This window comes from Burkholderia sp. PU8-34, assembly GCF_053427725.1.
This window is the reverse complement of sequence record NZ_JBSAXC010000012.1, coordinates 104,684-119,406: the sequence shown is the minus strand read 5'-3', so window position 1 is coordinate 119,406 and position 14,723 is coordinate 104,684. Positions and strand designations below refer to the sequence as shown.

Here is a 14,723-nt window from a genome sequence, read left to right as displayed (position 1 = left end):
TCGCACTCCGGTCAGATCGCCTGATCGGTGGACGGCCGTTCCCAAAGATTGATGCCGCCTTCCGTCGCGTAGCGATCGATCTCCGCGAGTTCTTCTGCCGAGAATTCGAGGTTCTTCAGCGCTCCGACGTTTTCGCGCACCTGTTCCGCGCGACTTGCGCCGATCAGCGCGGACGTCACGCGCCCGTTGCGCAGCACCCACGCGAGCGCCATCTGCGCAAGGCTTTGCCCGCGCCGTTGCGCAATCGCGTCGAGCCTGCGCACGTGCTCGAGGTTCTCCGCGCTCAGATGCCCCTCCTTCAGCGAGCCGCCACCCGGCTTGTTCACGCGTGCGTCGGCCGGCACGCCGTTCAGGTACTTCGACGTCAGCAGCCCTTGCGCGAGCGGCGTGAACGCGATGCTGCCGGTGCCGATATCGTCGAGCGTGTCGAGCAGCTCGGATTCGACCCAGCGGTTCAGCAGGTTGTACGACGGCTGGTGGATCAGCAGCGGCACCTTGTATTCGGCCAGCAGCGCGGCCATTTCACGCGTCTTCGCCGCCGAATACGACGAAATGCCGATGTACAGCGCCTTGCCCTGCTGCACCGCGGACGCGAGCGCGCCGGCCGTTTCCTCGGGCGGCGTATGCGCGTCGAAGCGGTGCGAATAGAAGATGTCGACGTAGTCGAGCCCCATCCGCCGCAGGCTCTGGTCGAGGCTCGCGAGGACGTACTTGCGCGAGCCGCCGCCGCTGCCGTATGGCCCCGGCCACATATCCCAGCCGGCTTTCGTCGAGATCAGCAGCTCATCGCGATACGGCTTGAAGTCCTCTTTCAGCAGACGGCCGAAGTTGGTTTCGGCGCTGCCGTACGGCGGCCCGTAGTTGTTCGCGAGATCGAAATGGTTGATGCCGAGATCGAACGCGGTGCGCAGGATCTCGCGCTGCGTCGCGATCGGCGTCGAATCGCCGAAGTTGTGCCACAGGCCGAGCGACAGTGCGGGCAGTTTGAGCCCGGATTTGCCGCAGCTGCGGTATTGCATGCCGGCGTAACGTTCGGAAGCTGCTTCGTAGGACATGAGTATTCCCGTCAGGACGTCGATGGAGCGCGCCGGCCGGTGCACCGGCGGCGAAGGAGGCGCAGGACGGTTATGGTAGCGAACGCGGCGCACACGCGCACGGCGATGGACGCGGCCGCGACGCTCGCCTACACTGCGGCGTCTCGATTCACCGTTTCAGCGAGGTTGGTATGTCCCGGGTCATCTCGGTTGCGCTGCTCGTCGGCGGCGTCGTGCTGCTGTATTTCGGCGGGCAGTCGTTCCATTCGATCAACGACAACGTGTCGCGTTTCTTCACCGGCTCGCCGGCCACGAAGACGATCCTGCTGATCGCGGGTGGCGTCGTCGCGTCGCTGGTCGGCCTGATCGGCCTGTCGATGCCGGGCGGCAAGCGCTGACGCATCGATCCGGCGCGGCGCGCGTCGCTCCGCGCAACAAGCAGAACGGGCGGCCGTGCCGCCCGTTTCCGGATTCATCTGTCAGGCAATCGTAGAGCCTGTTCCCGCTAATAACGGGCTTGCGCTGGCCCTAAAACTGCACCTCGGGCTTCGCCGCCGAACGCGTACCCGGAATCGGCCGGTTGCTTTCGCCGTGATACGTGAACACGAGCGAGAACTTCACCTGATCCGAGCGGTTCTGGCCCGCCGAGTGCAGCGTGTTGCAGTGGAAGAACACGACGTCGCCGGTATTGAGCGGCGGGCACGTCGCCGCGTCGATCATCTTCCGGTTCTCCGGCAGGTCGCTGCGGAAGAACTTCGCGTCGTCGAACGTTTCCGGCCCGAATTCGGCGGTATGCGAGCCCGGTACCAGCCACAGCGCGCCGTTCTCGTTCGTTTCCGGCCCCAAGGCGAGCCACACGGACACCATATCCGACCGATCGAACGCCCAGTAGCGGAAATCGCGGTGCCAGCCCGTGAGGCTGCCGTACGCGGGATGCTTCGTCATCATGCAGTTGTGATGCGCACGCGACAGCACGGGCTGCTCGCCGAAATATTCGCGCATCCACGCACTGATTTCCGGCGCGATCGCGCGCTCGGCGAACGCCGGATCGCGCGCATACGCGTCTAGCAGGCGCCGCACCGTATGGCCGCCAGGCGCATGCTTCGACTCGGGCGCCCCCGGATAGCGCAGGTCGGCCTCGTATTCGATCGGCTGCGCCGCGTCCTGCAACTGACGCTCGGCGATGCGCTTCAGCGCCGCGCACTGCTCCGCGCCGACAAGGCCGCGCGCGACGACGAAGCCGCGTTCGCGCAGTTCTGCAACCTGCGCGCGAATCGATTCCGACTGCAATGAAGACATGGGACGCTCGGTGTATTTTTTGTGAACGTCTGGATTGTAAAACGGCGCCGGATGGCGCGCGAAGCACCAACGTCGTGCGCAGGGAATTGCGGGCCGGCGATTTGATCCAGCGCAAGGGAACTGTGCGGCGCCGCGCGTGCCTCAGCGACAGGCGGTATGCAGCAGATGCCTTGCGGCACAAGGGTTATCCGCGACTTTTGCCCGTCACGAAAGCCCTGTAGCCTGTCGCGGCCTGTCAGTTTTGGCGGGCGCGGCGCGCAGCGACATTGAGTACCATGCGTTGCGTCATCCGAGGCCGTTACATACCAGTGCGTTCGACAAGGGCGCCATCATTTCAAGCGAAGCATCGTTCACATGCCATTCCGTCTGTCTTCCCGTCTCAGCCGCGCTGCGAAGCGCGTCGCGCCGCCCGCTCCCCTTCGCCCGCTGCGCCATCACCGCGCGCGTGCGCAGGCGCTCGCCGAGCAGACGCAGCCGCACGCCCGGCTCGACGGCATCCGCGCGTGGTTCCACGCGTTCTTCTCGATGGTGAGCACGCAGGCGTTCGCGCGCCGCGCCGGCCTGCGCTCGCTGCTGCAGAAGCCGTCGTCGCTGCGCGCGCTCGCGCTGCGCCGCGCGAACGGCCCGCAGCGCCGGATCAACCGCCCGCGGCGGCTGGCGGCCAGCAACGGCTGGTTCGCGTTCGCCACGCGCTGATCGCGCGCAGCGGCCAGCCCGCGTCGCGGCGCCCGCTCCGCGATTTGCGGCAATAAAAAACCCCGGCAATGCCGGGGTTTTTTGTTTCGAGCGGCGAACGCTTACGCGACGCGCACTGCCGGCTCCACGCCGGCCGCTTCGGCCAGCGCGAGCGCCTTGTCGGTCGCTTCCCACGAGAATTCCGGCTCTTCACGGCCGAAGTGGCCGTAGGCAGCCGTCTTCTCATAGATCGGGCGCAGCAGGTCGAGCATCTTGATGATGCCCTTCGGACGCAGGTCGAAGTGCTCGCGCACGAGTTGCGTGATCGTCGCGTCCGACACGCGGCCCGTGCCGAACGTGTTAACCATCACCGAGGTCGGCTCGGCGACGCCGATCGCGTACGACACCTGGATCAGCGCGCGCGACGCGAGGCCAGCGGCGACGATGTTCTTCGCGACGTAGCGGCCTGCGTACGCTGCCGAACGGTCGACCTTCGACGGATCCTTGCCCGAGAACGCGCCGCCGCCGTGCGGTGCTGCACCGCCGTAGGTGTCGACGATGATCTTGCGGCCCGTCAGGCCGCAGTCGCCCTGTGGGCCGCCGATCACGAACCGGCCGGTCGGGTTCACGAGGAACTTGATGTCGCCCTTGATCAGGTCGGCCGGCAGCGTCGGCTTGATGATTTCCTCGATCACGGCCTCGCGCAGCGCGGCCAGTTCGATGTCCGGCGCGTGCTGGGTCGACAGCACGACGGTGTCGATCGAATCGGGCTTGCCGTCGACGTAGCGAACCGTCACCTGCGACTTCGCGTCCGGGCGCAGCCACGGCAGGCGGCCGTCGCGGCGCAGGCTTGCCTGGCGCTCGACGAGGCGGTGCGACAGGTAGATCGGCAGCGGCATCAGTTCCGGCGTTTCGTCGCACGCGTAACCGAACATCAGGCCCTGGTCGCCCGCGCCCTGGTCGAGGTTGTCGTCGTGCGCGCGATCGACGCCCTGCGCGATGTCCGGCGACTGCTTGTCGTATGCGACGAGCACCGCGCAACCCTTGTAGTCGATGCCGTAGTCGGTGTTGTCGTAGCCGATGCGCTTGATCGTGTCGCGCGCGATCTGGATGTAATCGATGTTGGCCGTCGTGGTGATTTCACCGGCCAGAACGACGAGACCCGTGTTGCACAGCGTTTCGGCGGCAACGCGGGAGTACTTGTCCTGCTCGAGGATGGCGTCGAGAATCGCGTCCGAGATTTGGTCCGCGACCTTGTCCGGATGGCCTTCGGAGACGGATTCGGACGTGAAGAGATAATCGTTTGCCACTTGTTCAGGCTCCTTTGTGGTTACGGGTGGTATCACGTAGCCAGCTTCTATCAGCCTGAAGCGGCGACGCTTTAGCGGATTACCAGTACCGGGAAGCGCGCTTCGCGCCAGCCGGCTTCGCCCCGCAAGTTGTCAGTTAACTCGGCGAAGCCCGTATTATAGCGGCTTTCCAGAATTGTCACAGAGCGCCGCCCGTGCCGCATCTTCCGCTGTCTTTCAACCCCATTTGCAACGTGCCGGCTGACCGGATCCACGGAGGTCGCGCATGCTAGGCCGCCTTGGTACGCTTCTCGCCATCGGCTTCCTGAAGCTGCTCGCGCGCCTGCCATACGGCCTGACCGCGCGGCTCGGCGACGGCCTGGGCTGGCTGCTCTATCAGATCCCCAGCGGGCGAAAGCGCATCGTACACACCAATCTGAAACTCTGTTTCCCGGACTGGAGCGACGAACGCCGCGAGGAAGTCGCCGGCCTGCATTTCCGCCACGCGATCCGCAGCTACGTCGAGCGCAGCTACCAATGGTTCGCGTCGGAGGAGACCTATCGCAAGCTGTTCACGGTCGACAGCGAGATCGATCTCACCGACCCCGACATGCCGCCGACCCTCCTGCTCGGTTTCCACTTCGTCGGAATCGAGGCGGGCTCGATGGCGATCAATCTCGCACTCGGCCGCATGTGCGGCTCGCTCTACACGCCGATGAAGAACCCCGAGATCGAGGCTGCGGCCAAGGCCGGCCGCAGCCGCTTCGGTGCGGAGCTGGCGAGCCGGGCCGACAGTGCGCGCGTCGTGCTGCGCTGGCTGCGCGATCGCAAGCCGGTGATGCTCGGCGCCGACATGGACTACGGGCTGCGCAACTCGACGTTCGTGCCCTTCTTCGGCGTGCCCGCGTGCACGCTGACGGCGGTCGGCCGGTTCGCAAAGACGGGTCACGCGCAGGTCTTGCCCTTCATCGGCGAAGTGCTGCCGAACTACAAGGGCTACCGGCTGAAGGTGTTCAAGCCGTGGGACCACTACCCGACCGGCGACGACGATCTCGACGCGCGCCGGATGAACGAATTCCTCGAAGAGCAGATTCCGCTGATGCCCGAGCAGTATTACTGGGTCCACAAGCGGTTCAAGACCCGCCCGCCGGGCGAGCCGAGCCTTTACTGAGCCGGGGCGCGCCAGCGGCCGCGCGCGTTGCAACGAAGGTGCGCCGGCACGACGCAGGCACTGCCGTCAGACGGTGCGCGACTGCGCCCGCTTCACGTTCGGCGCGCCCTTCGCGCGCGCCTGCCAGAGATCGTACGCGGCCTGTTGCGCGAGCCAGAGATCCGCGCGCCCGCCGTTGTCTTCGCCAAGCCAGGCTTCGAGGCGCAGCGCCATTTCCGGCGAAATGCCGGCATGGCCGTGCAGAATGCGCGACAGCGCCGCGCGCGTCACGCCGAGCTGCGCAGCGGCCTCGGTGACGGTCAAGCCGAGCGCCGGCAGTACGTCGTCGCGCAGCGTTTCGCCCGGATGGGGCGGATTGGACATGCGAGTCATGGCGTTGAATCACCTCAGTGGTAGTCCTGGTAGTCGACCAGGACGGCATCGGGCCCTTCGAACCTGAAGGTCAGGCGCCAGTTGCCGCTGACGCTCACCGCGTAGTGGCCCTCCAGCCCGCCGGCGAGCCCGTGGAAGCGCCAGCCCGGCACGTTCATGTCGAGCGGCTGGCTCGCGACGTCGAGACGGGCAAGCTGGCGCCGCAGTCTTGGAGCATGGTCGGGCCGAATGCCTGCCTTGCTCCCGTTCATGAAAAACGCCTCCAGCCCCTTGTGCTGCCATGACTTGATCATGGGCCTCCCATACTCGAGTCGCGATGTCGACGGCATGGTCCGCACAGCGTATAGCCACACTATACGAATCGCCTGATTGAATTGTCAATTTGACCGGTACGAAAGCGCGCGCCCGGTTCATCCCGTGCGTTCACGACGCTCGAACCTGCGTCGCGGGATGCGTCCTCCGCGACGACGCCTGCCACGCCGAACCCTGTCAATCTGCCCCCCTGCCGCTCGCGCAACCAGTCGACCGATCGACAGATACCGCCCCCTTTCGCCTTGGCAAGCAGCGTGAAACGCCCGCCCGCACGGGACGTCCATGACGGCTGCATGTATCATTCGCGATTGAGATCAGCACGACGAAACGGCCGTCCGGCATGACGCCGCCACGGCCGCGCCGCGCTGACCCCTTGTTCGCCATGGAATTCCGGTACCAGTGAAACTCTCGTTCACCAAGATGCACGGCGCGGGCAACGACTTCGTCGTGCTCGACGGCTACTCCCGCGCGCTGCCGCCGCTCACCGAAGCGCAGGTGCGCGCGCTCGCCAACCGCCACTTCGGGATCGGCGCCGACCAGTTGCTGGTCGTCGAAAAGCCGACCGTCGACGGCGCGGACTTCAAGTACCGGATCTTCAATTGCGACGGCGGCGAGGTCGAACATTGCGGCAACGGCGCGCGCTGCTTCGTCAAGTTCGTGCTCGACCGGCACCTCACCGACAAGCGCAGCGTGCGCGTCGAAGTGATGAAGGGCCTGATCACGTTGACGATGCAGGACAACGGCGAGGTCGTCGTCGACATGGGCGCGCCCGTGTTCGCGCCGGTGCTCGTGCCGTTCGACGCGTCGGGCCTCGACGGCCGCGCGGATGGCCGCGACACGCTGTGGCCGCTCGACGTGAACGGCGAAACGCGCTGGATCTCGACCGTGTCGATGGGCAACCCGCACGCGGTGCAGGTGGTCGACGACGCCGAGGCGTATCCGGTGCTCGCCGAAGGCCCGCTGATCGAACGCCACGCGCGCTTTCCGCAGCGGGTCAACGCCGGCTTCATGCAGATCGTGTCGCGCCACGAAGTGAAGCTGCGTGTCTACGAACGCGGCGCAGGCGAGACGCTCGCCTGCGGCACCGGCGCGTGCGCGGCGGTCGCGGCCGGCATCCGGCGCGGCCTGCTCGACACGCCGGTGACCGTGCACACCCACGGCGGCACGCTGACGATCGGCTGGGACGGTGCGCAGGACGAGGCCGCCCCGCTGCTGATGGCGGGGCCCGCCACGACCGTGTTCGAAGGCGAGATCGACCTGGCCGCCTGACCCATTCACCGTCCTGATTGAACGCTCCCGCCCCATGAACGATCGCGAAGTCGCCGACTACCTGCTCGCCAACCCCGAATTCTTTGCACGGCACGCCGAACTGCTCGCCACGATCCGTCTCGCGAACCCGCACGGCAAGGCGGCGATCTCGCTGCAGGAGCGGCAGATGGAGATGCTGCGCGACAAGAACAAGCATCTCGAGCGCCGGCTCGCCGAGCTCGTGCGCTACGGCCACGAGAACGACAGCCTGTCCGCGAAGTTCAGCCGCTGGACCGCGCGCGTGATCGCCGAGCGCGATCCGTACGCGCTGCCGCGCACGATCGCGGACGGCCTCGCCGACGTGTTCGACGTGCCGCAGACTGCGCTGCGCGTGTGGGACGTCGCCGACACGTACTCGCAGGCCGACTTCGCGCGCCAGGTCGGCGAAGAGGTGCGCCTCTTCACGAACGGGCTCTCGACGCCGTACTGCGGCGCGAACACGGGCTTCGAAGCCGCCCAGTGGCTCGCACCCGCGATCGCCGCATCGGCGAACGCGACGGACGGCGGCGAAGCGGCCCCGGCCGGCGACGGCTCGGCCGCATCGGTCGCGCTGCTCGCGCTGCGCGCGCCGCTGGCCGGTGCCGACACGCCCGCGTTCGGGCTGCTCGTGCTGGGCTCGCCGGACCCGCGCCGCTTCCACGACGGGATGGCGACCGACTTCCTCGCGCAGATCGCGACGCTCGCCAGCGCCGCGCTGACGCGCCTGCTGCCGCACTGATCCGCACGCCGCACCCATGACCGACGATCCGATCGCCGCGTACCTGTCGAACCTGAAGCACGTCAGGAAGCTGTCGGATCACACGCTGCGCGCGTACACGCACGAACTCGACGAACTGAAGAAGCTCGCCGCGGGCCGCCCGCTCGAAGCGCTGACCGCTGCCGACATGCGCGGCGCGGTCGCCCGCGCGCATGCGGGCGGCCTGTCCGCGCGCTCGATTTCGCACCGGCTGTCCGCGTGGCGCGCGTTCTACCGCTGGCTCGCGCAGCGCATCGAGCTTCCCGCGAACCCGGTCGCCGCGGTGCGCGCGCCGAAGCGCGCGAAGACGCTGCCGAAGGCGCTGTCGGTCGATCATGCAGCGGCGCTGATGGACGCGCCACTGCCCGACACGACCGAAGGCATCCGCGACCACGCGATCCTCGAGCTGTTCTATTCGTCCGGCCTGCGCCTGGCCGAGCTGATCGGGCTCGACGTGACGTACGCGCAGGCAGACGGCTACCGCTCGACCGGCTGGCTCGACCTCGCGGAAGCCGAAGTCACTGTGCGCGGCAAAGGCGACAAGGAGCGCAAGGTACCGGTCGGCCGCAAGGCGATCGACGCGCTGAACGCGTGGCTCGCGGTACGCGACACCTTCGTGAAGCACGACCCGCATCCGCTGTTCCTGTCGGTGCGCGGCAACCGGATGTCGCCGGGCGTCGTGCGCGAACGCGTGAAGCGCGCGGCGCTCGTCGCGGGCATTCCGGCGCACGTCCATCCGCACGTGCTGCGCCACTCGTTCGCGACGCACGTGCTCCAGTCGAGCGGTGACCTGCGCGCGGTGCAGGAGCTGCTCGGCCATGCGAGCGTCTCTGCGACGCAGGTGTACACGTCGCTCGATTTCCAGCACCTCGCGAAGATTTACGACAGCGCGCACCCGCGCGCGAAGAAGCGCGACTGACGCGCTTTCAGTTCTGACCCGCCGCGCCCGATGTCCGGACGAAGTCCCCGCGGGACGCGGCCCATTTCGATCAAGCCATGCAAACCGTCACACTCAAACCGTCGAAGGACAAATCGCTGCTGCGCCGTCATCCGTGGATCTATGCCAACGCGATCGACCGCGTGGACGGCAAGCCCGCACCCGGCGCGACCGTCGTCGTGCGCGCGCACGACGGCCGCTTCCTCGCGCGCGGCGCGTACAGCCCGCAGTCGCAGATCCGCGTGCGCGTGTGGAGCTTCGACGAGAACGAGCCGATCGACCATGCGTTCTTCAAGCGGCGCGTGCAGCGCGCGGTCGCGCACCGCCGGACGATGGTCGCCGGCACCGGCGCGGTGCGGCTCGTGTTCGGCGAGGCCGACGGGCTGCCGGGGCTGATCGTCGATCACTACGTCGAGGACTCGGGCAACGCATCGCCGCGCGGCCAGCTCGTCTGCCAGTTCATGGCCGCGGGCGTCGAAGCGTGGAAGGACGCGATCGTCACCGCACTCGTCGGCGCGACCGGCTGCCCGAATGTCTACGAGCGCTCGGACGTGTCGATCCGCGACAAGGAAGGCCTCGAGCAGACGACCGGCGTACTCGCGGGCGACGCGCCGCCCGCGACGCTGATCTCGAACGAGAACGGCGTGCGCTACCACGTCGACGTGCCGAACGGCCACAAGACCGGCTTCTACATCGACCAGCGCGACAACCGCGCGCTCGTCGCGCAGTACGCGCACGAGCGCGACGTGCTGAACTGCTTCTGCTACACGGGCGGCTTCTCGCTCGCGGCGCTGAAGGGCGGCGCGAAACGCGTCGTGTCGATCGACTCGTCGGGCGACGCGCTGGCGCTCGCGCAGCAGAACGTCACCGCGAACGGCTTCGACCCGGCCCGCGCAACCTGGCTCGACGCCGACGCGTTCAAGACGCTGCGCCGCCTCGTCGACGAAGGCGATCGTTTCGACCTGATCGTGCTCGACCCGCCGAAGTTCGCGCCGACGCGCGACAGCGTCGATCGCGCCGCGCGCGCATACAAGGACATCAACCTGAGCGGCTTCAAGCTGCTGCGTCCGGGCGGCCTGCTGTTCACCTATTCGTGCTCGGGCGCGATCGACATGGACCTGTTCCAGAAGATCGTCGCGGGCGCGGCCGCCGACGCGAAGGTCGACGCGCGAATCCTGAAGCGGCTCGGCGCAGGCGTCGACCACCCGCTGCTCGCCGCCTTCCCGGAAGGTGAATATTTGAAGGGCCTGCTGTTGCAAATCGTCTGATCGCCCCGATATGGGCGGGCAGCAGCTGTCCGCCCGGCCGAAGGGCGGGGGCTTGACAGATATGTTTCAATGGATGGTTGTGCGCCCGGCTCGCCGGGTGCAACGCACATCCCGGCTTTGACCCCGATTCACGAACCACAGGCGACCGACATGGCCACTCCCGTCACCATCCTCACCGGCTTCCTCGGCAGCGGCAAGACGACGCTGCTCAAGCGCATCCTGAACGAACAGCACGGCATGAAGATCGCCGTGATCGAGAACGAGTTCGGCGAGGAGAACATCGACAACGAGATCCTCGTGCAGGATACGAACGAGCAGATCATCCAGATGAGCAACGGCTGCATCTGCTGCACGATCCGCGGCGACCTGGCCCGCGCGCTCGGCGATCTGGCCGCGAAGAAGCGCGAAGGCAAGCTCGACTTCGACCGCATCGTGATCGAGACGACCGGCCTCGCGAACCCGGGCCCGGTCGCGCAGACGTTCTTCATCGACAGCGAGATCGCCGACGACTTCCTGCTCGACGCGGTCATCACGCTCGTCGACGCGAAGCATGCCGACGCGCAGCTCGACGAGCACGAAGTCGTGCAGCGCCAGGTCGGTTTCGCCGACCGCCTGTTCATCACGAAGTCGGACCTCGTCGACGACCAGACGGTTGCCGACCTCAAGCACCGCCTGATGCACATGAACCCGCGCGCGGCGATCAAGGTCGTCAACTTCGGCGACGCGGACATCAAGGAAATCTTCGACCTGCGCGGTTTCAACCTGAACGCGAAGCTCGAGATCGATCCGGACTTCCTCGCCGAGGACGACCACGCACATCACGCCCATGACCACGGCCATGACCACGATCACGACCACGCGAACTGCGATCACGATCACGGCCACTGCGACCACGATCACGCGCACGGTCATCACCACCACCACGCGCACCACGACGACAAGATCAAGTCGTTCGTGTACCGCAACGACCGCCCGTTCGACCCGAACAAGCTCGAGGACTTCCTCGGCGGCATCCTGCAGATCTACGGCGAGCGGATGCTGCGCTACAAGGGCGTGCTGTACATGAAGGGCGTCGACCGCAAGGTCGTGTTCCAGGGCGTGCACCAGATGATGGGCAGCGATCTCGCCGCGAAGTGGCTGCCGGTCGAGAAGAAGACCAACAAGATGGTGTTCATCGGCGTCGATCTGCCGCAGGACCTGATCACCGACGGCCTCGACGCCTGCCTCGCCTGACGACGCGGCGCCATTTGCCACCATTCGCCGCCGGTTCCCGCCCGGGTGCCGGCGGCCGCGGCAGGCCGCGAGCGGCGAGGGTTTTGGCGTCATCGCTTTTTCGCGGTTTGCGCGTTATATTTTCTAGATATTGGCGCAGCCGACGGGGATCGACCCGATACGGCGCAGGCTTGCGATTCAGTTACAATACGTGCCCGCTGGAGTACGGCCACAAAACGTCCGGACAACAGGCCCGGCTCTTGCGGAACGACTATCCGGGAATCGCAAACGTGCCGGATTGCGTGTCCGCCACCCGGCCGCGACCGATACGATCTGCCGCGCAGCACACCGGTTCGCCGCGCGCGCACATCGACGCCAGGCCTATCCTGGTATTTGAGAACCGGTTTTCCAGAGGCTTTCGGCCCCGCAGCGACTAAACGCAAATGATTGCAATCGCAGTTGCGGGTAATCCCAAAGTGCAGGCAATATCTCGTGATTTGCCGCACATTGAAGAAGCAAGCAGATGACGAAGAAACTCTTGACCGAAGCCGAAATCCTGAAGATGAGCGACAAGGATTACATGAATGAGGATCAGCTCGCCTTCTTCAAAGCTCGGCTCGAACAATTGCAGGCGGAAATTCTCCATAACGCCGGCCAGACGACCGAGAACCTCCGCGAGACGGTGATCGTGCCCGATCCCGCCGACCGCGCGACGATCGAAGAAGAGCACGCGCTCGAACTGCGTACGCGCGACCGCGAACGCAAGCTCCTCAAGAAAGTCCAGCAGTCGCTCGCCCGCATCGATTCCGGCGACTACGGCTGGTGCGAGGAAACCGGCGAGCCGATCGGCATTCCGCGCCTGCTCGCGCGCCCGACCGCCACGCTGTCGCTCGAGGCGCAGGAGCGCCGCGAGCTGCGCCAGAAGCTGTTCGGCGACTGACCAGCCGGCGTTCCGCCCAGACACGCTGCTTCACGAAAGCGCGCGGCCTCCCGCGCGCTTTTTGTTTTTCCGGCCAGGCATCCCCGGTTTTTCCGGCCGGGTTCCCGGCTCCCCCTTGATATCCCGCCGCGCGCCCTAAAATGAATCCAATGCGCGCCGGGCCGCTCCCCGGCGCACCGCGATTCATGCGGCGGCGCAGCGCGCCGCCGCCTCTTCCCCGTTTTTCTCAAGGAACGCAGATGGAGCAATTTCACGGCACGACCATCGTTTCGGTCCGGCGCGGCGACAAGGTCGCGCTCGGCGGCGACGGCCAGGTGACGCTCGGCAACATCGTCATGAAGGGTGGCGCGCGGAAAGTGCGGCGGATCTACAACAACCAGGTGCTGGTCGGCTTCGCGGGCGGCACCGCCGATGCGTTCTCGCTGCTCGACCGCTTCGAGGCGAAGCTCGAGAAGCACCAGGGCAACCTGACCCGCGCGGCCGTCGAGCTCGCGAAGGACTGGCGCACCGACCGGATGCTGCGCCGCCTCGAGGCGATGCTGATCACGGCCGACGCGACCACCACGCTCGTCATCACCGGCAACGGCGACGTGCTCGATCCGGAAGAGGGCATCTGCGCGATCGGCTCGGGCGGCGCGTACGCGCAGGCCGCGGCCCGCGCGCTCGCCGAGAACACGGAGCTGTCGCCGCGCGAAATCGTCGAGAAGGCGCTCGAGATCGCCGGCGACATGTGCATCTACACGAACCACAACCGCATTATCGAAACGATCGAGTAAGGACCGCACCATGAGCACCATGACCCCTGCCGAGATCGTCTCGGAACTCGACAAGCACATCATCGGCCAGGACAAGGCGAAGAAGGCCGTCGCCGTCGCGCTGCGCAACCGCTGGCGCCGCCAGCAGGTCGCCGACCCGCTGCGCACGGAAATCACGCCGAAGAACATCCTGATGATCGGGCCGACGGGCGTCGGCAAGACCGAAATCGCGCGCCGCCTCGCGAAGCTCGCCGATGCGCCGTTCATCAAGATCGAAGCGACCAAGTTCACCGAAGTCGGCTACGTCGGCCGCGATGTCGACAGCATCGTGCGCGATCTGATCGATATCTCGGTCAAGCAGACGCGCGAAGCCGAGATGCGCAAGGTGCGCAGCAAGGCGACCGACCAGGCGGAAGACCGCATCCTCGACATCCTGCTGCCGCAACCGCGCGCGGTGGGCTTCGGCGCGAGCGCCGAGCACGCGAACGACGACAACAACGCGACGCGCCAGACGTTCCGCAAGCGCCTGCGCGAAGGCCAGCTCGACGACAAGGAAATCGAGCTCGACCTCGAGCAGCCGACGGTCGGCATGGACATCATGGCGCCGCCCGGGATGGAAGAGATGACCGAGCAGATCCGCTCGATGTTCTCGAACCTCGGCGGCGGCAAGAAGCAGCGCCGCAAGGTGAAGATCAAGGAAGCGCTGAAGCTGCTGACCGACGAGGAAGCGGCGAAGATGCTGAACGAAGAGGAAGTGAAGACGAAGGCCGTGCAGAATGTCGAGCAGAACGGCATCGTGTTCCTCGACGAGATCGACAAGATCACGTCGCGCAACAACGAAGGCAGCGGCGGCGAAGTGTCGCGCCAGGGCGTGCAGCGCGACCTGCTGCCGCTCGTCGAAGGCACGACGATCAACACGAAGTACGGGATGGTGAAGACCGATCACATCCTGTTCATCGCGAGCGGCGCGTTCCACCTCGCGAAGCCGAGCGACCTGATTCCCGAACTGCAGGGGCGCTTTCCGATCCGCGTCGAGCTCGATTCGCTGTCGGTGAAGGACTTCGAGGCGATCCTCGTCGCGACCGACGCGAGCCTCGTCAAGCAGTATCAGGCGCTCCTCGCGACCGAAGACGTGCAGCTCGAGTTCGCCGACGACGGCATCCGCCGCCTCGCGGAGATCGCGTATGCGGTCAACGAGAAGACCGAGAACATCGGCGCGCGGCGTCTCTATACGGTGATCGAGAAGCTGCTCGAGGAAGTGTCGTTCGCGGCCGGCAACCACGCCGGCGAGCGCGTGATGATCGACGCGAAGTATGTCGACCGTGCGCTCGGCGAGGTATCGCAGGACGAGGACCTGTCGCGCTACGTGCTGTAACGCGTGAGCAGTCCGTAGCAAAAACGGGCGGCACCTTCGG

Annotated in this window: 16 protein-coding genes; 11 read left to right on the top strand and 5 right to left on the bottom strand. The window is 66.4% G+C overall.

Features of this window, described 5'->3' with window-relative positions:
• Positions 1-11: 11 nt before the first annotated feature.
• Entirely contained in the window at positions 12-1,055 is a 1,044-nt protein-coding gene (mgrA, locus tag ACV22Z_RS25390; protein ID WP_448079029.1) for an L-glyceraldehyde 3-phosphate reductase, read from the bottom strand.
• 170 nt (positions 1,056-1,225) lie between these two features.
• On the opposite strand from mgrA, the gene ACV22Z_RS25385 reads away from it, so the two are divergent.
• The gene (locus tag ACV22Z_RS25385; protein ID WP_448079028.1) at positions 1,226-1,432 is read left to right on the top strand and encodes a DUF3185 family protein; all 207 of its coding nucleotides are present in this window, start codon (positions 1,226-1,228) and stop codon (positions 1,430-1,432) included.
• Positions 1,433-1,562: 130 nt separating this feature from the next.
• Here ACV22Z_RS25385 and ACV22Z_RS25380 read toward each other — a convergent pair whose 3' ends face one another.
• Positions 1,563-2,333 carry a phytanoyl-CoA dioxygenase family protein gene (locus ACV22Z_RS25380; RefSeq protein ID WP_448079027.1) on the bottom strand — a complete coding sequence of 257 codons (771 nt, stop codon included), beginning with the start codon at positions 2,331-2,333 and terminating at the stop codon, positions 1,563-1,565.
• A 354-nt stretch (positions 2,334-2,687) separates the two neighbouring features.
• Here ACV22Z_RS25380 and ACV22Z_RS25375 point away from each other — a divergent pair, with 354 nt between their 5' ends.
• The gene (locus ACV22Z_RS25375; protein WP_448079026.1) at positions 2,688-3,029 is read left to right on the top strand and encodes a hypothetical protein; all 342 of its coding nucleotides are present in this window, start codon (positions 2,688-2,690) and stop codon (positions 3,027-3,029) included.
• Between the two features lie 101 nt (positions 3,030-3,130).
• Here the strand turns inward: ACV22Z_RS25375 and metK are convergent, their stop codons facing one another.
• Positions 3,131-4,318, bottom strand: coding sequence for a methionine adenosyltransferase (gene metK, locus ACV22Z_RS25370; protein WP_448079025.1), 1,188 nt, complete (start codon positions 4,316-4,318; stop codon positions 3,131-3,133).
• A 265-nt stretch (positions 4,319-4,583) separates the two neighbouring features.
• Between metK and ACV22Z_RS25365 the strand changes: the two genes are divergently transcribed.
• Positions 4,584-5,468, top strand: coding sequence for a lipid A biosynthesis lauroyl acyltransferase (locus ACV22Z_RS25365; protein WP_448079024.1), 885 nt, complete (start codon positions 4,584-4,586; stop codon positions 5,466-5,468).
• Between the two features lie 66 nt (positions 5,469-5,534).
• Here ACV22Z_RS25365 and ACV22Z_RS25360 read toward each other — a convergent pair whose 3' ends face one another.
• Together ACV22Z_RS25360 and ACV22Z_RS25355 are read right to left on the bottom strand one after the other, a co-directional pair.
• Positions 5,535-5,840 (bottom strand): HigA family addiction module antitoxin, encoded by a 306-nt coding sequence (locus ACV22Z_RS25360; RefSeq protein WP_448079023.1) that lies wholly within the window; start codon positions 5,838-5,840, stop codon positions 5,535-5,537.
• A 14-nt stretch (positions 5,841-5,854) separates the two neighbouring features.
• Positions 5,855-6,133, bottom strand: a complete 279-nt coding sequence (locus tag ACV22Z_RS25355) for a type II toxin-antitoxin system RelE/ParE family toxin (RefSeq protein ID WP_448079022.1) — start codon at positions 6,131-6,133, stop codon at positions 5,855-5,857.
• 418 nt (positions 6,134-6,551) lie between these two features.
• On the opposite strand from ACV22Z_RS25355, the gene dapF reads away from it, so the two are divergent.
• From dapF to hslU, 8 genes are all read left to right on the top strand, one after another.
• Positions 6,552-7,421 (top strand): diaminopimelate epimerase, encoded by an 870-nt coding sequence (dapF, locus tag ACV22Z_RS25350; RefSeq protein WP_448079021.1) that lies wholly within the window; start codon positions 6,552-6,554, stop codon positions 7,419-7,421.
• Positions 7,422-7,455: 34 nt separating this feature from the next.
• Positions 7,456-8,178: a DUF484 family protein gene (locus tag ACV22Z_RS25345; protein WP_448079020.1), complete on the top strand. Its 723-nt coding sequence runs from the start codon at positions 7,456-7,458 to the stop codon at positions 8,176-8,178.
• Positions 8,179-8,194: 16 nt separating this feature from the next.
• The gene (gene xerC / locus ACV22Z_RS25340; protein ID WP_448079019.1) at positions 8,195-9,115 is read left to right on the top strand and encodes a tyrosine recombinase XerC; all 921 of its coding nucleotides are present in this window, start codon (positions 8,195-8,197) and stop codon (positions 9,113-9,115) included.
• 77 nt (positions 9,116-9,192) lie between these two features.
• The gene (locus ACV22Z_RS25335) at positions 9,193-10,401 is read left to right on the top strand and encodes a class I SAM-dependent rRNA methyltransferase (RefSeq protein ID WP_448079018.1); all 1,209 of its coding nucleotides are present in this window, start codon (positions 9,193-9,195) and stop codon (positions 10,399-10,401) included.
• Positions 10,402-10,470: 69 nt separating this feature from the next.
• On the top strand, positions 10,471-11,634 hold the full coding sequence (locus ACV22Z_RS25330; protein WP_448079017.1) for a CobW family GTP-binding protein: 1,164 nt from the start codon (positions 10,471-10,473) through the stop codon (positions 11,632-11,634).
• A 502-nt stretch (positions 11,635-12,136) separates the two neighbouring features.
• Positions 12,137-12,553, top strand: a complete 417-nt coding sequence (gene dksA, locus ACV22Z_RS25325) for an RNA polymerase-binding protein DksA (RefSeq protein WP_059611863.1) — start codon at positions 12,137-12,139, stop codon at positions 12,551-12,553.
• 239 nt (positions 12,554-12,792) lie between these two features.
• Positions 12,793-13,329: an ATP-dependent protease subunit HslV gene (hslV, locus tag ACV22Z_RS25320; protein WP_124652817.1), complete on the top strand. Its 537-nt coding sequence runs from the start codon at positions 12,793-12,795 to the stop codon at positions 13,327-13,329.
• 10 nt (positions 13,330-13,339) lie between these two features.
• Complete coding sequence (hslU, locus tag ACV22Z_RS25315; RefSeq protein WP_448079016.1) at positions 13,340-14,683, top strand: ATP-dependent protease ATPase subunit HslU; 1,344 nt, start codon at positions 13,340-13,342, stop codon at positions 14,681-14,683.
• Positions 14,684-14,723 lie beyond the last annotated feature (40 nt).